Here is a 20,452-nt window from a genome sequence, read left to right as displayed (position 1 = left end):
ATTATTATTCTTTAGATTTGTTATAAAGATAAATCCATGTTGAAACATCGTCGCCTGTTATTTTACCATCTTTTGGATATCCAATATCACATTTTGAAATATCCTCAGCATCTGTTGAGCCGACTTTGTTAACTAAAGCCTTAAAGTCGTCAAAATTAACCGTTCCGTCACCATTGATATCGAGGTTAACTCCTTCATGCTTTGCTTCTGAATCAAATACTAAAGCGTACATATTTCTTGAATTGATATTCCATTTTTGTACAACGCCATTATCGTATGCATCTTTTGTTATAGCTGGAATTACAAAGTATCCTCCGTCACCCCAGTCATATCCCCATGAATTCTTTACAATCCAGAATAAATTTGCTGTATATGTTGCATCAACTGTTGGGTCATAATATGTAATACTTGAAACTTCTGTGTCAAGAATTGGTGTTGCATTGGCGCTAATTTTACCTGCGAGAACTACATCATCAAGATCTTCAGCAGCAACCCAACCAACTAAAGTTACAGCATGTCCTCCAGATGGTGAAACAGTTGGTGTATAAATTCCTTTTGTGTAATAATAGAAATCGCCAGGGACAAGGTATGCAACTGACAATGAACCGTAATTTTTTAAGGCTGTTTTTATCATATTTATATAATCATCATAAGTATATCCTAATTCTTTTGAAGAAGCTGCGTCAGGAATTAGTATAGTTTTATTTGCTTTATATCTTGGAGCACCATATGCCTGTGGCGGAAGCGGGATTTGTTCTTCATCGGTTAAGAATATATCTGAATATGGTGCATTTTCTTCTTTTATCATACCGTATCTAATCATGTTATATGATGAAAAATAAACATTTCCACCTTCCAAAGAATTTCTATCCTGGATAACGTCACCACCTGAATATATTAAAACCTCCCAATCAATGTTATGATATGCTGCCCATCTTTCTGAAAAATCTATCAAATTATCCTTGTTTCCGTCTATTGTTTCTCCTAAAACCTGAACTGCATAATCACTTTCCATCATAGCTGCTGTAGAAAATGCCCAACAACTGCCATGATATTTTTGATCTCTTATTGGTTCTAATCTATAAAATGTTTTATCTATAATATTTTCTGGTTTAATCATTATAAAAGAAGACATTATTAAATCATCTGTTGTAACCATTTCATCTGGTGAGACTTTTCCACCGGGGAAATTGTTTAAGGATTTGAAATGGTTTAAAAGTTTTTCTTTAATGGCGTCTGGTAATTCCTTATAAGCGGCTAATTTTTTATTTACATCTTCTAATGTAACTCCGTCAAATCTTTCAAAGAATGAATAAAAGTCTTCATTTGTTCCTGGAGTCCATTTGAGATTTAATTTTTCTACATTGTTTTTAATTTCTGGAACTTTGCTTTTCATTTCATCTACAATATTTCCTGCAAAAAGATTTATTATCATTAATAATGAGATTGTGAGAATAATTAATTTTTTCATTCTTCATCACCTCCGCTTACAGCAACGGAAAGATCTGTATGATCTACAATAAATCCATCCACATTTGCATTATCCTTGTCTTTGAATATAGGATTTGGAACATCAATATATGTATCATAATCATCAAGATAGCCTTCATAAGCAAGATTAATTTTCAGCGTTCCAGTTGCGTCATTGCTTACTTTAAAGGTTAATACAGCGAAGTTTTCGCTTGCTGGTTCTGTTTCATCTGTATCAAGTGTGAAGCCTTTATAAAGGATTACAGATGTTGCACCACTTGAAATCTTATAAGATGAAAAATCTGCATAACCATCCATAAATTCAGGGAATTCAACATTTTCTAAGGTTAAGTATTTGCTGTATTTTACAGCTAATTGCATATATCTAACATCGTATAATTTAGCAAAATCAGCAACATTTTTAGCGTTTATTGTTACTTTTAATTCTGAATCTGTAGCAACCTCGCTAATATCTGATTTTAATGAAAATACAGGTTTATCATCTGAATTGTATCTTTCTCTTAGAATAAATTGTTTATCGATTTTTGTTGGTGATTTATAAATGTCATCTCCTAAATAGAGGTAGTATCTATAATATGTATTTAGTTCAAATCCTTTATAAACTAATGTTTGGGTGAAATAATATCCTTTATAATCACCATCTATACCTAAATAATAAACTTTAACATTATCTTCGGATAAAAATAATTTATCTGCTCGCCAAGTAGTATTTGTCTCCGTATCCTCTATATAAGATACAAAACTTATTGTTGCAGGTGCAGTTTCTAATGGAATTTCATTCCAATTATCATATATTTTATCATTGTTGGTATCAATAGGATTTAATCTTACCTGTTTACTAATTACTTCATTTGTTCCTTCGAGTTTTTCTTCGACATATTTATAAAATCTTAAATGTATTGTAGTTGGTTCTATAGTAGAGTAATATAAAAATTCTGAAGAGAAAGTCTCAATATGCCATGTTCCGCCATCCTGATATACTTCTTTTTCAAGATTTGTGACCTTAAATTCAAAGGTTTTTGTAACTGCAGAATCAGATGAAATTAAATTAACAGAATAAAAACCTTCATCAACTACTGTGATAAAGTGTTCAAAAGCTTTTTCTTCTTTTATAATCTTACCGTCCTTGTACAGCTTCAATGTACTTTCAACTATTTGGTTGTTGTTGTCTGTTAATTTAAATACAACTACTGAATTTGGAATAACCGTTGATCCGTTTTCAATGTTTGAGTGAATAGTGTATAACGGCAAAACTTCTTCATCTAATTTTTCAGAGTCAGGCTTTGTTAAACAACCTGTGAAAATAAACAAACTTAAAATAAGGATCAAAAATAACCCTATGTACTTTTTCACCACAACCCCTCCTTGATATAATATTTCACAACAATAAATTATATACTAATTTTAAATTCTTTTCAAGTTAAAAAAATGTAAATTTAAATATGAATGAAAAATTTTTCATTCACAAATTTTGAAAAAATTAATATAATTAAATGTAATCGGTTACATAGATAAGGATATAAATGCGACTGGTTGTAATTTGATTTTAATATTATTTGTTGAGGAAGAAACTATTTTGGAAATTTAAGAAATTTGTTATGTAATGTAGAATGATATATTGACGAATATAATAATAAGGGGTGATTTATATATGGGTAAAATATTTAAGAAAAAAATTCTTTATATATTTTTAATAGTAGTAATTTTATTTTTGCTAAATGGCTGTTTTTTTGTTAAACCGCCTAAAGCCATTCTGGATTATCCTTCACAACGGGATAATTTGCCGACGAGTTTTTTGTTGTCGTGGCATCTTGAAGGTAATGCGTCATCAGATGAATTTACATTTGAAGTTTATTATGGTAAATCAAAAGATAATTTTACAGGGACTATTTCAACACAGAATACATCTATAAATATTGAAGGTCTTGAGGATAATTCAACCTATTATTTTAAGATTAGAACGGTAAAGAAAGGTCAATTTACAGATTCTGATATATATGAGCTTAAAACTTCTGATATTCCAAAAATTGAATTTTTAATGGAAGATAATGTTATTGAAACAACGGAGTATGAAGTGAAATGGAAGGTTAGTGATAATAACGGTATAAAAAAAATTATGTTGTATTTTTCAGAGGATCCAGATTTTCCAGAAGATAAAACACAGATTAATGAATTTAATGCATCTGTTAATAGTTTTTTATTAAAAAATCTCGATTATGGGAAAACATATTATTTAAAGCTTGTTGCCTATGATACCAATGATATTTGGTCATATAAAACATATGAATTTTCTGTAAAGTCATATGTTTTTCAAATTATTTCCCCAGCTCCAGGAAGTAAAAGCGTTAATATTAACAATATAAAGTTACAGTGGAAATATTCAAAGCCTTCAAAGTTTGAAGTTGTTTATTCTCCAAATAATTCTATTGATAATAATGATGTTGTAAGAGTTTCAACATCAAATTCGTACTATATAATAGATAATCTTCCGCCGGGGTTAGAATTTTCATGGTATGTTATTGATACAGTGAAAAATGTTGAGAGTCCAATAGCAACATTTACAACATCGTATAAACCTGAAATAGAAATTACATATCCAGAAAATAATGAAGTAGGTGTTCCAGAAGGATTTTCAATAACCTGGAAGGCTACAGATGTGGATAATGATTCTCTTTCGTTTAATATAAAAATAAAGAAGATAAATGAAAGCGATATTTTAAAATATGTTGATTTTGATAATGGATGTATATATGAGACAACAACAAATCAAAAATCATTGGATACATCTAACATTCCTCTGGAAAAAGGAATGTGGTATGGTATTTTGTTAAAAGCAAATGATGGTAAAGGAAATGAGGTTGAAGAGAGAATAAAATTTAGAATGAATGTTGATCCGCAGGAACCGTATGATTTAAAACCAGAATCTGGAACAATAGATTATCCAACTAAAAATGCAACGTTATCCTGGAAAACATATGATCCAGACGGTAATTTAACCTTTATTGTTCATCCGTTTGAGAAATCAGCATCTTCAAAGGATTATGATGAAAATAAAGGTGTGTATTATTATGTTTTGAATATTCTTGAATATAATAAGGAATATTCATGGTGGGTTGAAGCAGTTGATAATACAGGAGCATCTACTATAAGTTCTGTAGCAACATTTATGACAAATGCAAAACCTGTTTTTAAGGATGCAACTCCTGTAAATAATGAAAATAATATTTCTTTATTACCTGAGCTTGAATGGGAATTTGAAGATTCCAATCTTTCATATTACCAGGTATATCTGGCTAAAAGTTCGGAAGATTTTACATTAATAGCTACTGTTACAGATACAAAATATAAAATAGAAGATTTATTGGATTCTGATTCTAAATATAAATGGAAAGTAATAGCCTATGACACATGTGGTGATTTTACTGATTCAGGGGAATTGTATTTTGAAACAACTAAAAAGCCTGATATTTCCCAAATGTCTCCTGCCGATGGAGCTCATAACATTTCTTTAAAACCAATATTGTCATGGTCTGCAGAAGATCCTGATAATAATGATGAAGATATGAGTTATAAGGTTGTTGTAAAGGATTCAGAGGAAAATGTTGTATTAACCGAAGAAACTACAGATACAAATATATCTGTAAACTTGTTATTGCAACCTGATAGTGAATATAAATGGTATATTGAGGTGGAGGATAGCAAATTTGCAACAAATGTTTCTGATGAGTTTTCATTTACCACATCTCAAGAACCAACAGTATCAAATCTTGATCCATCTGGAGTTGAAGGTGTAGCCGCATCAGAAAATTTAAGCTGGAATGCTTCTGATCCTGATGGTGATTCTTTGTTATATTATGTGTATCTTAATGACACTCTGGAAGGTACCACAACTGAAAAAGAGTATAGTCTTGAAGAGGTTAAGGATCTTGAACCAGATACAGAATATTCCTGGTATGTTGTGGCTGAGGATAGTAAATTTGCTACAGCAGTTTCTGATGTAGCAACATTTATAACAGCTCAGGCTCCAGAAAACTCTCCTGATATTATAGATATTTATGATTATTATGAACCAGATAAAAAATATACATTTAATGAAAGTAAATATCCATCAAAATTAAAGTTGATATGGAATCCAAGTAGCGATCCATATAATGGTTCTATTAAATACAGAATAGTGGGTGAATATTTAGATGAAAAAGAAATATTAGCAGATAATTTAACATCAAATAGCGCAATTGTTGAGTTTAAAGATGGAAAAACATATACAGTTTATGTGGAAGCAATTAATGATAAAGGAATGGTATTAAAAGGTAAGAGTATTAATTTAAAAATAAATGCTAATCCTAAAGTTATGGATTATTCTCCGCGATCGGATGATAATAATGTTAAGTTGAATCCAACAATAATGTGGATAGCTGAAGATAATGATTCTTCGTATGTTGATGTTTATATTTATTATGGAAAAGATGAAAATAATCTCAATAATTCTGTGAAGATAGAGAGACAATCAATGAATGGAGAATATACAATAACAGAAGATTTAGATCCAGGTGAAAAATATTACTGGAAATTAAAACTTGAAGATGAAATGTATGGTGTAACAGAAACTGATATTAGAAGTTTTACCACCACACATGCTCCTGTATTTAAGAGTATAACAGGAATTACAGATGGTTCAACAAATGAGGCTGTTAATGATGTTGAAATAAGCTGGGATTTTGAGGATCCAGACGGGGATTTGCTTGAATATCAAATTGAGGTATATAAGAATGGCGAAGGAACGCCTTATTATACAAAAGATCTTGGAACGTTAAATTATATAAAACTGGATTTTGAAGTGAATACCGAATATAAATTTGTAATTACAGCAGAGGACAATAAATCAGCAAAAACCACTAAGGAGATTTCATTTAAAACTACAAGAAGTCCTGTTATTTATAATGATTCATTATATCCTGATAGCACAGTTAATCATTTTACAAATGGTAGCAAATTTACATGGACTGCTTTTGATCCAGATGATGATGATTTAACATATAAAATTTATCTCGGCGAAAGTTCAAATTCTTTAAAGTATTTTGGCGAAACGGAAAATAATGAGTTAGTTGTTAATAATCTTGATTCCAATAAAACATATTATTGGAAAGTTAAGGCAATAGATTCAAAAGGAGCAGAGGTTGAATCTAATGTTGTTTCATTTAAAACTAATGCATTGCCTCAATTTGATAAAACAGCATTTAGTCCTCAGAATAATGAGGTTGGAATTAATAAAAATGTAACATTAAAATGGAAATGTAGTGATAGTGATGCTGTTTCTGGAGAATTGACATATGAAATATGGTTTGGTGATGCAATAGATTCTCTATTAAAGTTAGCAGATCAAAGTTTAGCATATTATAATCATTCTAATCTTGAAAACGGAAAGACATATTACTGGAAGATAATTGCAAAGGATAAATATGGTGGAGAAACATCATCAGAAATTTTGAAATTTACGGTAAATCGTCCTCCAGTAACACCGGAAATCGAAAATATAGATGAAGATTTACTGGAATTTAATTTAAAATGGTCTTCAAGAGATCCTGAAAATCAAAGTATAACATATGATGTATTGAAAAAGGAAGAGGGAGCAAGTGATTATAGCACAGTTGCATATAATATTAGCGATACTGAATATTTTATGGAAAGATTAACTCCAGCTAAGACTTATAGTTTCAAAGTTAGAGCTATAGATGATAAAGGAGATATAAGTGAAAGTACATATGAGTATAATACACCAACTGTTGATACAAATATATACACAAAAGAATCTGGTGATTCAGATAAAGTAGAAGAAATACTTGATATGATTGAATTAAGCGATGGAAATTTCGTTTATTTAGAGAAAATAGATTCCTCGTATGAATTAAAGAAAGTAGATTCTAATGGTAATAGTATAGATACTTATAATGTGAATTTATCAGAGCCGTGTAAGTTATTTGAAAATACTTCAAATCATATAGTTGTTGTTGGTAAAGATAGTAATGATAAAATAAGTTTTGAAGAGGTTGCATCAGATCTTTCAGGAACTACAAATCCGCCAGCAACTAATCCATATTCCACAACTGTGGATATTTCAGAAGTTCAGAGTATTTATATTAATTCTGATAATAAAATAGATATCGTAGGAACATATAATTCTGACTCTATATTGGTGGAATTCAACGAAGATTATTCAATATCTATTGCTGCTACAACAATTAGCGATACAACATTATATGATGTTATTAAAATTACCGATGAAGATGGTAATGAAAGATATATAGTAGCTGGAAGTAAAAGCAGCAAAGGATATATAGCAAAGTTAGATAATGCGTTTAGTGAGATAATATTTGAAAAAGAATTTGATGATATGGATAAAATAGTATCTATTGTGGATACAGATCCAGATTTCTGGATTTTTGGGTATAAGGATACGAATATTGTTCTTAAACAGATAAGTTATAGGGGAAATGAGTTGTACAGTCCAATTATAGAAAATAGTTATGGTTCTGAGAATGGAAATCTTTTAAAGAGTAATAATGGTTTTGTTATATTGTTAAATACAACAGATGGTGATATAGAAGTACTAAAAACAGACGATTCAATGAATATAGAAAAACAGGTTATTTTTGGAAGAACAGGAGAAGATGTGGCTAATGGAATTATAGAATCTTCTGATGACGGATATATTATATTTGGAAAAACGAAGTCTTTTGATGATAAGACTAACGGAAATTCATATATTATAAAGACAGATTCCAATTTGTTAGGTTGGAGCACTCCCGAATAAAAAGTTAAAATAAGGAGGATAAAATGAAAAGAATAGCAATTGCGGCATTTTTGATATTAGGAATAGTAATTTTTGGAAGATTGAGTAATATTTATACAGAATATGATTACACTTTTTATTCAAAAGATATTGTTAATCCCAATATGCATTTATTGCATATTGGGTTTGATGGTGGTAATATTCCTTTAAATATTGGAGGAGGATTTTTGTACGATAATAATTTTTATCCTCAAATTACTGTTGGGAGTATGATGGTATTAAAAAGCGTATATCTTGAACCTTATTTTAGATATATTTTTAATAAAGGGGTATATACAGGGATTAATTTAAGATATAAGAATTTATTGTTTTTTTCGGATATTTATAAAGAAGATAAAATTAATGTTTCCTTTGGTTTTGGATTGAAATTTTCCTTGATAAAGTTTGGAAATGAGAATTTCACATATATTGATACTCCGGATAATATAAGTGTAATTGCTGGAAGAAAGATATCTTTTTATGTAAAAGCGTATAATAAAACGGTTCCAGCTGAAGGGATTCATGTATTTTATAGTATTAATAATAATGAGAAGGTGTATTCAGGTAAGACAGATGAGAATGGAATGTTAAAAATATGGATACCTCCGGTATTTAAATCAGGAGAATATACTATTAATATATTTGCTGAAGATAAAGAAGTTAGAATGAAGGAAATAATTTTAAGAGTTTTTCCAGATAGAGTATATAGTTTAAAAATAGAATTTGATAAGGATATAATATATACAGAAATTCCTGAAATTTTGCACATAAAGTCTTTAAAAATGTATGATAAATATGGTAATTTAATTGAAATGCCAGAGTTAGATTTTTTAAGTTTTAAGGTACTGGGAGATTATAGGGAAATAAAATATTCTTATCTTGATAATACAGTATTTTTAAATGAATTTAAAAATTCCGGTGAATATACAATTGTGTATAGCGCTGAGATTGAAGGAAAAGAGATTGCCGGAAGTTCAAAAATTAAAGTAATTGATAATCCAAAAAATATATCAAATACATCTGTAGAAATAGAGTTTCTTGGTTATAATAACGATTATGCAGAGTTTTTATTGAAAAATCCAAGGATATATTTCTGGAATTCTGAAAGTGTTCAACCTGAGAGTGTATCAGTTTTTTATAATGGAAAAAAGGTTTATATTAAAAATAACAGATTTAGGGTTTTTTTAAAGGATAATTTAAAGAAGAAAGTTCAGTTTGATGTGGAATTTTTTTACTGTAATTTTTATAATACAATTTCAATTGATGTAGATCTTGAAAAAAATTAGGTTGTTCGTATGAACAACCTAATTATATATTTCATTATCTATGGAAATATTATGTTTCTTTTCAAAGTTTTCAACAGCTAAGGGTTTTTGTAAGTATAAAACCTTTAGTTCTGAAGGGGAAACAGATTTTTCATTGTTTTCAATTATTTGTTCAATAAGGCTTTCAGGATTATATTTAGCATATTCTAAGATATTTGGCAATTTTAATTTTTCTTTGAAATATTCAGCTTCTTCACCTAAAAGAATTGCACCATCGGTTATTTCAGGGATTTTTGAAATTTCAACTAATTCAGGACCAAATTCTGAGATACCGTTATTAAAAATATGTATATAAGCAGCGTCAACACGAGCTCTTTTTAATATGGCGATTTTTTGGTGAGTTAAATGAGAAGAGCTTTTGAATAAAATTTCAGTTGAAATAATTGGCACCACTTTTTTGTTTCTATTAAATAATAATCCCTGGATAGCGGCAATTGCGATTCGTATTCCGGTAAATGAACCCGGTCCTATTGTGCATCCGTAAAGATTTATATCATCTATTGTCAAATTATTTTCTTTTAAAATTTCATTTATCAGGGTTATAATATATGTACCGGAATTTTTTTCATATGATTCTTTCACAAAAATTTTGTTGTCTTTTTTTAATGCTATAATTATTCCTTTGTTTGAAGCATCTATTCCTAAAATATTCATTTTAATCACCACCATAGAAAGGAGTTTTTATATTGCCAAATTTTAGAACGCATGTTATTACAGGAATAATATTATATCCTCTATATTTCTTGCTTTTTTCTTTAATTGCTGATTTTTTTAGTATTGATTTTATTTCTTCATTAAAGGTTATTTTATCAGGATTTTTTATTTTTGTTTTAGGGAGCGATCTTCCTGATGTGGATCATAATTTTTCTTTGATAAATAAATTTTTTAGAATTTTACTCGTAGGCATAGGAATACAAATTGTTTTTAAGATCTCATATTATTATGATTTTCTCTCTTTTTTACATATGAGATTATATGTTCTGAAGACAATATATATTATTCTGGGAATTTTAGCAGGCGGAATTATGGGTATTTTGTTTAATAAAATAACAAAGCATCGTGGGAAATGGCATAGCCCCATAACCGGAATATTTTTGGGAATAATACTTTATGCATTAATAACCAAAAATTATTATAGCATAGATATTGAAAGTGTATATATTTCTACAGCTTTAGTATTTGGATTTTTTGTTCATTTATTTTTAGATGCTCATTTTAAGGAATCTTGAGATTGTCTTTTTTTATGAGCCATTTTATATGCCATCATTGCCTGATCAACTTCATTTAATTCTTCCAATATGCGTGCCATTAATATATAAGCTTTATAATCATCAGGATTTTTTATGACGAGCTTTTCAGCAAGTTTTAGAGCTGTTTTAAACATTTTTAATTTCATATAGAATTCTATACTTTTATGAGATACGAAGAAATATGGAATTGTTAATATTGATACTATAACGAGAATTGCAATTAAAATAATATAAGTTATTAAGCTATGCTTTTTTGTTGAGTTAGTATTATTATCGTTTTTGGATACGACGGTTGATTTGTTTTCATTTCCTTTTTGAGATGTAGTAGATTCTGTTGTGTTATTATTTTGACTTTTAGCCTTGCTACTTGCTGATGCTGCAACAATTACTTCTTTTAACTTTAATAATTCGCTTTTTAATGGATCAGAAGAACTGTCAATTAATTTATCGAGATTTTCTGGAACAGTATCGAAAATGATTTTATTTGAGCTTTCAATACGTATTCTAATAGTCTTTATAACACCATTTAATAGGGTGTATAAAGACTCTTTTTTTATATCGAGATTAATAACTTTATTGGTTAAATCAAGTACGTTTATTGTAAAATCTTTTAGTTTATCGATATCTACAAGATATATGTTTGAAGCTAATTGCCCTATTTCTTTTTTTAAATCGAAATATTGTTTTAGCAAAGAATAAGTTTTTAATTCTTTTGAATCGATTATACCTTCTCTTTTTAAGAAATCCAGAAGTTTAAAACCACCAAGATAATTGTTTTCATCGAGAAAATAAGTGGAATTATTTAATATATTGTTTATATCCTGTAATTTTGAATGAGGTACAAATTTTGATACAAATTTTTCCATATCTTTATCCAAAAATACCGGTGATGTAATGGATTTATCAACAAAAAGTTGTAAAAAACCAGTATAAGAAAATGGCATTACATATTTTTCAAGGCCATTTAATTTGTAGAGGTATTTATATGCGTTTGATTCCATAATTCCTGTTTCCAGTGTTCTTTTGACAACCAATGGAATTTGTGGAAATATTTTTAGTATCAAATTTGTTTCATCTTCCGAGAATGTTGAGTTATAAAGTCCAAGAGAACTGCAAAATTTGTTAAACCTCTCTTCAATTAAAGGTTCTATAAAAGGAGCATTTTTATATTTGTTATAAAAATACTGTTTTGCAGATATTACTTCTCCAATAATTCCAATAGAAGGATCACCTGGATTTTCTGCCAGGTATTTTACAAATTCAGCCCATGCATCATCTAATGTAGAAGGCATTTTTGATAGATTTTTTATATCCTCAATCGATGTTGAAAAGGATAAGATAATAAATAATAATAAATAAATAATAATAAATAATTTCCCCCGCATTTTAGCTCCTTTCGAGTTCAGGTTTTATATAAACATCCCAGAATACACGGATTATCATTGCAGTTGGAACTGCAATTAAAGCTCCAGTTAAACTGATTATAGAACCTAAAATTAATAATGAAAATATTGTAATAACAGGATTAACCCTCCCATAATCTTTCATTATGCTAATAAATATAATAAATGCAATTCCGTGTATTATGGACATTGTTAGTAAAAATATTAGCATTGTAGTAAGTCCGCTGGATACCCCAACAATAATCATAGGGATAAATTCAAGAATAACCCCAATAACAGGAATAAAATTTGTTACTGCTGCCCAGAAACTTAAAAGTAATTGATATTTTATTCCAAGTATAGACATTGCAAAAAATGCAGATATTCCAACAAAAGCCGATGCTAATAAAGTAGCAACAACGTAGTGTTCAATTTGATTAAAGGTTTCATTGTAAAATTTACTGGCTGTGTCTCTTAATGATTTTGGATAAAGATATTGCAATTTTGCTTTAAATGATTCAAAGTAGAAAGTGAAATAAATGGTTCCAATGGTTAAAAAGAACAGGAATGTAAACGCTTTTTGACCGTATGTTGGAATAACTTCTATAAATCTCGATAGCATTTCTATAGCTTTGGGTTGAAGTGAATTCATAAATTCTTCTACATTATTCACAATGGATTCCGGTTGATTTTGTAAAAGTATTTTCCATTGAGCATTCTGGAAAAAGTCATTTAGAAATACGATAAAATTGCTTATTTCTCTTGTTACCGTTGGTATTAATAATACCAACAATAAATATAAAAAGAATAATGAAGCGATTAAGGAAATTATATTTGCCAATTTCATGGGGACTTTGATCCTGTGCAAAGCTTTTGCCATAAGGTTTATGGCAAGAACAAATCCTATGGTGAATATAATAATTGTAAAGACATCTTTTGAAATAAAGGCTATGCTTATAAACAGAGAAAAGTAAAATGCTGAAAATAAAGCCCCTTTTAAATTGGCACTTAGTTTCATGTTAATCATCTCCATTGAATTCAAAGTATTTTCTTAATTCCTCTATGTTATCTGTAATTCCAAGAGCAACTGTTAATTTTATTCGCGCTTTTTGACCGGATACTTCATTTCCAAAAATTGCACCCTTGTTTTTCAAATCTGCTCCACCGCCGTGATAGCCATAAACTCCTAAAACCCTTCCTTTAAAACATCTTGATACAACAATAACAGGGATGTTCTTTTCCTTTATTATCCATTCTATATTATCAGCCACCTTTGGTGGGACATTTCCTCTTCCAAAGCCTTCAATTACCACGCCTTTATATCCCAATTCAGGTAATACCCTTAATATTGAACCGTCATCACCTGTATATGTTTTTATAAGTGCAACCTTTTCTTCAACCCTTTCTGTGTCAAGATGCATTCTTAATAAAGATGTCCTATAAAAAATTACAGCATCTTCATCTACAATTCCTAAAGGACCATATCCAGGTGAATCAAATGTTGCAACATTGCTTGTATATGTTTTTGTTACTTCTCTTGCAGAATGTATTTCATCATTTAAACATACAAGAACACCTTTGTTTCTTGCATTTTTTGATTTTGCAACTCTTACAGAAGAGATTAAATTTGCAGGTCCGTCTGTACTTGGTTCATTCCAGTTTCTCATAGCTGCTGTTAGAACTATAGGTTTTTCTTCATTCATTACAAGGTCTAAGAAATATGCAGTTTCTTCAAGTGTATCTGTTCCATGTGTAATAACAACACCTGTAATATCATCACGTTTTATTATTTCTTTTATGAATTTTGACAATTCAAACATTACTGTTGGAGTCATGTGAGGACTTGGTATGTTGGTAAATTCAATTAGCTCTGTTTCTGCAATTTCTTTAAGTTGTGGGATTTCATTTAGGTGTTTATTTCTTTCATCTGAAGGAATCACGCCAAGTAATGGATCGTGAACCATTGCTATAGTACCGCCAGTTGTAATAATTGCCACTTTGCTCATAGTAATTCCCCTTTCTTTTATAATATCAAGTCCTCTCCCGTGTTTAATAATTAAGTTAAATGGAAATTGGTTATTTTTAATTAGTTTTTACAATTTTACACACATAGAATGGAATTAATGTTTCATCAGGATAAAAATAATATCCATAGCCATCATAATAGCCCTTTATATTATACAACGATAAATCTATTTTTTCAAAGGTTATATTATTATATTTTTCAAATAAGTATTTCATGTTTTGTGTATTTTCTTCATTTGAAATTGTACATGTTGAATATACCAATGTTCCTCCAGGTTTTAAAAGATTTTCAATGGCATTTTCCAGTAATTTTTTCTGTATATTGGAATAATTAACAAAATCATCAATATTTATCCTGTGCAAAACTTCAGGATGTATTGACGAAGTGCCAGCCGATGAACATGGCGCATCTAAAAGGATTTTATCATATTTTTCAGCAATATATTCATCACCTGAGATAAGTTTTGTATTAATTATTTTAATTCCCAATCTTTCTGCGTTTTTTTCGACAAGTTCAAGACGGTCAATATCTATATCCAATGCATCTATTATTCCTGAATTATTCATAATTTGAGCTAATTCTGTAGTTTTTCCGCCAGGTGCGGAACACATATCTAAAATTCTTTCATTAGATTTTGGATTAAGTATTAAAGGTATTATTTGAGAACTTTCATGTTGTATATAAAAATATCCATTTTTATATAAGTCAGTTTTTTCAATGGCCATTCCCGCTTTATCTATTGTTATTCCATATGGTGAATGTTTTGATTCTGTACTGTTTATATTAATCCCTTTTAATAATGAGATTAATTCTTCTCTGTTAGTTTTTAATGTGTTGGTTCGTAATGTAGTGGGATTTACAGAATAACTTTTTTTCATAAATTCCATAACATAATCTTCCGGGAAATATTTTTTTAGATAATTATAAAGCCATTCTGGAATAGAGTATTTTACCCATATTGGTTCTTTAAGAGCTAATTCAGCTTTTTTTCTTATGAGATTTTTCAGAGTGGCATTTACAAATCCCCTTATTCTCTTATTTTTTGCAATTTTTACCGTTTCATTTACAGCAACATATTCCTTGAAACCGTTTAAAATCTGATATGCGCCCAACCTTAACATCCATTTTGAAGCTGGGGGTGTTTTTTTAAGATTTTTTACTAAAAAGCTTAAATACCAATCAATTTTTATTAAATTTCTAATGGTTCCCCATACGAGATTTTTTAATAATGCCATATCTTCATTTGAATATATTTTATTGAAGTATTCAAATGATGTTTGAGGAATATAATGTTTTTTTTCAAATTCTCGCAAGAGTATGTAAGCGTCTTTTCTAACCATATATTTCACCTATTCATATTATTTTGTCTTATTATTTTATCAATTCTTTTAATTCATCAATTGTATAAACCTTTGGTGGTTCTATACCGTTGAATGAAGAACCATACTCAACGGTGTATGCACCAGCGTTTATAAAATAAACAATATCTTCATAATCTATATCAGCAGGTAATAAAATATCTTCGTAAATTGTATCTACACTGTCACAGGTTGGCCCTGCAAGAGTGAATACTCCAGTTTTGTCATAACTTTTTCCTTCAACTTGAATTTCGTATTGAAAGTTTTCTATTGTTTCCATTAATCCGTGGAAAACGCCAACATCAAGGTATACCCATTGTTTTGCACCTTTTCTGCTTTTTAAAATAACTTTTGAGACAAGTATACCTGCATCGCCAACCATTGAACGTCCCGGTTCTGTAATAATCATCAAATCTTTATGTTTCCATAGATACTCCTGTATTGATTCGTCCACAACCTCTCCTATTTCCTCAACTGTTGGAATTGGTTTTGTATGTTTTACAGGAATGCCTCCACCTAAATTAAGCATTTTTAATTCAATTCCATTTTTCATTAATTTATTAAATACAACACTTGCTTCAAGAATAGCTTCCTGCCATTTATATTTGTTATATGATTGAGAACCAACGTGAAAGCTTATTCCATATGGAACAAGTCCATTTCTATTTGCCCACTTTAATATTGATATTACATGATCGATATCTGTTCCAAATTTTCCAGATAAAGGCCAATCACTGTCGTTTGAACTTGTTGCTATTCGTGCATATACTTTAGCTCCTGGAGCTCTACGTGCAACCTTTTCAACTTCCATTTCGCTATCAACGGAGAAATATTCAATGCCTAATTTCCAGGCGTATTCAATGTCTTTTTCTTTTTTTATCGGATTACCAAAACTCATTCTTTTTGGACTAACTCCAATGGATAATAATTTATCTATCTCTCCCACAGAAGCTACATCAAATGATGAACCAAGATCCCTTAATGCCTTTAAGATTTCAATGTGTGAGTTTGCTTTAACGGCGTAAAAGATATCAACCTTTTTCATGGAATTTTTTAATCTAATATAATTCTTTTTTACCTGCTCAATATCAAGAACCAAAAATGGTGTTTCAAGTTTTTTAGCAGCCTCTCTTATCAATTCGTTAACTTCCATAATTTTCCCTCCCACAAAAAATAATGTACATAAATGATAAAATATAAATGTTACTATTACTAACGCTTTTGTTTAACAATATATTCGAGTTATGAAAAAGGTCCCGAACGGGACCTTTAAGTTATATATAACTTTCTATTTTATTAAATTCGGAGCTTCCTTCGATAGCCACAACTTCTCCATATAATGGACCAGCTGAAATTTTATTGATTTTAACCTTTACAAACTTTCCGGAAAGCTCAGGATTGCTTTCGAATATTACAACTTTATTATTTATCGTTCTTCCTAAGTATGCTCCCGATTTTGTTTTATTTTCCTGTATAACGGTTAAAACTTTATCGAGATATTTTTCATTTTCTTCGTGGTTAATTTGTTTTTGAATATTCATAAGATATTGAAATCTTTTATTTTTAATCCTTTTTGGAATATTGTCTTCATAGTATTTTGCTGAAATTGTACCTTCGCGTGGTGAATATTCAGCAAGGTTTAATCGTTCATAACGTGCTTTTTTTACAAGTTCTACAGTTTCTTCGAAATCTTCATCTGTTTCGCCAGGGAATCCAACTATTATATCACTTGAGATGGTAACCTTAGGAACTGTTTTTTTAATTTTTTCCAATAATTCAAGATAATATTCTCTTGTGTATTTTCTGTTCATTGCTCTTAAGATATTGTTGCTTCCAGCCTGTACAGGTAAATGGAAATTTTTTGCAGCTTTTGGATTATTTGCAACTTCTTCGATTAAATCGTCTGTAATGTCTGATGGATATGAAGTTAAAAACCATATTCTTTCTATGGAATCGTATTTTGCAGCTTCTTTTATTAATATATTTAATTTTGGTTTTCCGTCTCCAAAATCTTTTCCGTAAGAATCAACGTTTTGACCTAAAAAGGTAATTTCTCTGTATCCATTATCGTTATAGTATTTTACTTCTTTTATAATATCTTCAACGGGTCTACTTTTTTCAAGATGTCTTGTATATGGAACAATACAGTATGTACAGTATTTATTACAACCGTATATTATATTAATCCAGCCATGATGTTTGCTGTATGGATGTTTTGGTAAATCAGCTGATATTTTATCAATTTCATCGCTTAAATCAACAAAGCGTTTTTTTGAGCGTTTTGCTCTATCTATGAATTTTTTGATATTCATGTAATTTCTTGTTCCAAAGACGAAATTTACTTCATGAAATCTCTGAATAATGTTTTCCTTTTCTTTTTCAGCAACACAACCTCCTACAGCAATAATAAGGTCTTCTTTTTTCTTTTTTAACTTTCCGTAACTTCCAATAGCGCCATATAACTTATTTTCTGCTTTTTCACGTACAGCACAGCTGTTTAAGATAATAACATCGGCTTCTTGTGGATTTTCTGTCCATTCGAAGCCTTCTTTTTCCAGGATACCAGTCATAATTTCTGATTCATTTACATTCATCTGGCATCCAAATGTCTTAATATAGAATTTCACTGTTTCACCTCCGTTTGAATTTTCTATTAATAATACCTTATTATTATTACCACTAATATTATCTGATTTTAAATTTATATAAAGGTTATGAAGTTGTTTATGTGATATAATAAAAGTATAGAAAATAATATTTGTGGAGGGAGATTATGCAAATAGTTATAGTTAAGAGGAATAAATTGGTTACAGCAAAGCTTATTGGTGAATTTACCCTTTATGATATTCATGACTTTAATAATGAAATGAATGAATTTGTGAATAAGAAAGATATAAACAGGGTTATAATAGATTTTTCAAATCTTATGACTATTGATAGCACTGGAATAGGACAATTGATTTCCTATCAAAAACGTTTGGAAGAACATGGTAAGGAATTGCTATTGATAAATATGGATGATAAAATTCAAAAACTTTTTGGGTTATTAAAACTTCAGGAAGTTTTTAATATTCAAAAATAGGGGGAGATTTTATGAGGTTATTATGGGTTGTAATTGCTTTGGTAATATCGTTAATAGGTGTTTTTTTCGCTACAATTCCAATATTGCCAATTATCATAGAAGCTCTTGCTGTTATTGCTTTTTCTATGGTTTTTGAAAAAGGTAAATGGTTGTATCTTGCTTTGTTTTTTATTATGATTTTGCTAATAATTACCAATTTTATGCCACCATTTGAGTTTATGCTAATATTAAAAAAATGAGGTGATTTAAATGTATAGAACATTGCGTTTTGTTTTTGAAAAAGAATTAAGGCAAAAACCATATATAATAATAATTATTTCTGCATTGTTATTTCTACCGGGAGATCTTGGTAATTTGTTTGCTGTTATTTTCGCATCAACAATTTTAACCAGGGAATTAGAAACAAAAAATTATGCTCTCATTTCAACTTTGCCAGTATCAAAGTATGAGATATACCTTTCTTATTATATTTTTGGAGCCAGTATATTTTTATTATCTAAGGGAATATATTTTGGAATTACCAAAAATAACGATTTAAAAACACTGATGCTTTCTTTGCTTTTTTTTGCTTTTTTTTATGGGTTAAGCGTTTTATCTTCAATAAAAGGACTGGGAGGAATATATGTTCCAATTGTAATATGGGTTATAGATCTCTTCTTGAAATCAAATAGTGTTATAAGCGATTATAGTGTAGTTATGCAAAAAAATATTTTTATAAATATAATTTCAGTATTTTTGTTTTTTGCGTCTATGTTTATTTTTCATTTTACCGATTCTTCAAATTATACAAGAAGTAAGAATAAAATTTTTACACTGCTGGGTATAGGGATAATATTAATAATTGTAGCGTGGTTTTTATTTAATACCTTAAAATAATAGAGGTGAAATTATGATAGAGGTTATAAATTTAGAGAAATCATATGGACCAAAACCGGCATTAATAGATGTGAATTTAACAGTAAATTCAGGAGATATATATGTTTTAGTTGGTCCAAACGGTGCTGGAAAAACTACAACATTAAAATGTATATATGGTGATTTAAAACCTGATAATGGAAAGGTTTTAATTGATGGAAAGACATTAAATAAATTTAGAAAAAGAAATATTTCTGTTTTGTTAGAAGACAGAGTGGTGTTTAAGGGGTTATACCCCTATGATTATGCAGAATTGTGGAAAATCCTTTATCCTAAATGGAATGATAAAAGATATAAGGAATTGATGATGGAGTTTAATTTGCCTATTACAAAGCCGCTCAATGCCTATTCTTCTGGGATGAAAACATTATTTTATATAATTCTCATGCTTGCATCAAATACAAAAATAATGATATTGGACGAGCCAACACAGAATATAGACCCTGTAAAAAAAGACAAAATACTTAAATTGCTGAAAGAATTTGTTTCTAATGGCGAGAATATAGTAATAATGTCAACCCATCATATAGAAGAAGTGGAACTTATTTCAAGTAGATTTGCAATTATAAACTCCGGAAAAACTACATTTGAGGGTGATATACAGGAGGCATTAAATGCGCATAAAATAGTTAAGCAAAGCGAAATGACAGAAGAAATGGAAATAATTATGCCACTTGATGATGGTATTCTGGTAAAAACCAATGAAGATATTGGAAGAACTCCTGATTTTAGAGAAGTCGTTCTTGGATATTTAAAAAAATAAGGCCCACTTTTAAAAAGTGGGCTTTTTGTTT

General features: G+C 29.3%; 16 protein-coding genes. 7 read left to right on the top strand and 9 right to left on the bottom strand.

The genetic code is table 11. The annotated features are described in order from the left end of the window. Nucleotides 1-4: 4 nt before the first annotated feature. Both MARPI_RS03785 and MARPI_RS10675 read right to left on the bottom strand, forming a co-directional pair. Entirely contained in the window at nt 5-1,471 is a 1,467-nt protein-coding gene (locus tag MARPI_RS03785; protein WP_014296271.1) for a C1 family peptidase, read from the bottom strand. Beyond that, entirely contained in the window at nt 1,468-2,844 is a 1,377-nt protein-coding gene (locus tag MARPI_RS10675) for a cohesin domain-containing protein (protein WP_014296270.1), read from the bottom strand. The genes MARPI_RS03785 and MARPI_RS10675 overlap by 4 nt, the downstream gene beginning before the upstream one ends. A gap of 298 nt (nt 2,845-3,142) precedes the next feature. Here MARPI_RS10675 and MARPI_RS03775 point away from each other — a divergent pair, with 298 nt between their 5' ends. Both MARPI_RS03775 and MARPI_RS03770 read left to right on the top strand, forming a co-directional pair. Further along, on the top strand, nt 3,143-8,302 hold the full coding sequence (locus tag MARPI_RS03775) for a fibronectin type III domain-containing protein (protein WP_014296269.1): 5,160 nt from the start codon (nt 3,143-3,145) through the stop codon (nt 8,300-8,302). Between the two features lie 23 nt (nt 8,303-8,325). Continuing rightward, complete coding sequence (locus tag MARPI_RS03770) at nt 8,326-9,606, top strand: hypothetical protein (protein ID WP_014296268.1); 1,281 nt, start codon at nt 8,326-8,328, stop codon at nt 9,604-9,606. A gap of 18 nt (nt 9,607-9,624) precedes the next feature. On the opposite strand, the gene tsaB is transcribed toward MARPI_RS03770, so the two are convergent. Next, nucleotides 9,625-10,299, bottom strand: a complete 675-nt coding sequence (tsaB, locus tag MARPI_RS10670; RefSeq protein ID WP_014296267.1) for a tRNA (adenosine(37)-N6)-threonylcarbamoyltransferase complex dimerization subunit type 1 TsaB — start codon at nt 10,297-10,299, stop codon at nt 9,625-9,627. 32 nt (nt 10,300-10,331) lie between these two features. On the opposite strand from tsaB, the gene MARPI_RS03760 reads away from it, so the two are divergent. Then, the gene (locus MARPI_RS03760; protein WP_014296266.1) at nt 10,332-10,874 is read left to right on the top strand and encodes a metal-dependent hydrolase; all 543 of its coding nucleotides are present in this window, start codon (nt 10,332-10,334) and stop codon (nt 10,872-10,874) included. On the opposite strand, the gene MARPI_RS03755 is transcribed toward MARPI_RS03760, so the two are convergent. The 6 genes from MARPI_RS03755 to miaB all read right to left on the bottom strand — a co-directional run bounded on the left by MARPI_RS03755 (nt 10,856) and on the right by miaB (nt 18,288). Next, on the bottom strand, nt 10,856-12,280 hold the full coding sequence (locus MARPI_RS03755; protein ID WP_014296265.1) for a tetratricopeptide repeat protein: 1,425 nt from the start codon (nt 12,278-12,280) through the stop codon (nt 10,856-10,858). The genes MARPI_RS03760 and MARPI_RS03755 overlap by 19 nt on opposite strands. Nucleotide 12,281: 1 nt before the next feature. Next, on the bottom strand, nt 12,282-13,295 hold the full coding sequence (locus MARPI_RS03750) for an AI-2E family transporter (protein ID WP_014296264.1): 1,014 nt from the start codon (nt 13,293-13,295) through the stop codon (nt 12,282-12,284). A gap of 1 nt (nt 13,296) precedes the next feature. Next, entirely contained in the window at nt 13,297-14,283 is a 987-nt protein-coding gene (locus tag MARPI_RS03745) for an asparaginase (RefSeq protein WP_014296263.1), read from the bottom strand. A gap of 76 nt (nt 14,284-14,359) precedes the next feature. Next, nucleotides 14,360-15,643, bottom strand: a complete 1,284-nt coding sequence (gene rsmB, locus MARPI_RS03740; protein WP_014296262.1) for a 16S rRNA (cytosine(967)-C(5))-methyltransferase RsmB — start codon at nt 15,641-15,643, stop codon at nt 14,360-14,362. A gap of 31 nt (nt 15,644-15,674) precedes the next feature. Beyond that, nucleotides 15,675-16,814 carry a type III PLP-dependent enzyme gene (locus tag MARPI_RS03735; RefSeq protein ID WP_014296261.1) on the bottom strand — a complete coding sequence of 380 codons (1,140 nt, stop codon included), beginning with the start codon at nt 16,812-16,814 and terminating at the stop codon, nt 15,675-15,677. A 121-nt stretch (nt 16,815-16,935) separates the two neighbouring features. After that, entirely contained in the window at nt 16,936-18,288 is a 1,353-nt protein-coding gene (gene miaB, locus MARPI_RS03730) for a tRNA (N6-isopentenyl adenosine(37)-C2)-methylthiotransferase MiaB (protein ID WP_014296260.1), read from the bottom strand. A 146-nt stretch (nt 18,289-18,434) separates the two neighbouring features. On the opposite strand from miaB, the gene MARPI_RS03725 reads away from it, so the two are divergent. Genes MARPI_RS03725 through MARPI_RS03710 form a run of 4 tightly spaced genes read left to right on the top strand, consistent with a single transcriptional unit; the run spans nt 18,435 to nt 20,421 of the window. Further along, a complete protein-coding gene (locus tag MARPI_RS03725) occupies nt 18,435-18,743 on the top strand; it encodes an STAS domain-containing protein (RefSeq protein WP_014296259.1) in 309 nt (102 codons plus the stop codon). Nucleotides 18,744-18,754: 11 nt separating this feature from the next. Next, on the top strand, nt 18,755-18,982 hold the full coding sequence (locus MARPI_RS03720; protein ID WP_014296258.1) for a hypothetical protein: 228 nt from the start codon (nt 18,755-18,757) through the stop codon (nt 18,980-18,982). A gap of 10 nt (nt 18,983-18,992) precedes the next feature. Further along, entirely contained in the window at nt 18,993-19,619 is a 627-nt protein-coding gene (locus MARPI_RS03715; RefSeq protein WP_014296257.1) for a hypothetical protein, read from the top strand. A gap of 13 nt (nt 19,620-19,632) precedes the next feature. After that, nucleotides 19,633-20,421: an ATP-binding cassette domain-containing protein gene (locus tag MARPI_RS03710; RefSeq protein ID WP_014296256.1), complete on the top strand. Its 789-nt coding sequence runs from the start codon at nt 19,633-19,635 to the stop codon at nt 20,419-20,421. Nucleotides 20,422-20,452: the final 31 nt, after the last annotated feature.

This window comes from Marinitoga piezophila KA3 (genome assembly GCF_000255135.1).
GTDB lineage: Bacteria > Thermotogota > Thermotogae > Petrotogales > Petrotogaceae > Marinitoga > Marinitoga piezophila.
This window is presented reverse-complemented; position numbering and strand designations above follow the sequence as displayed.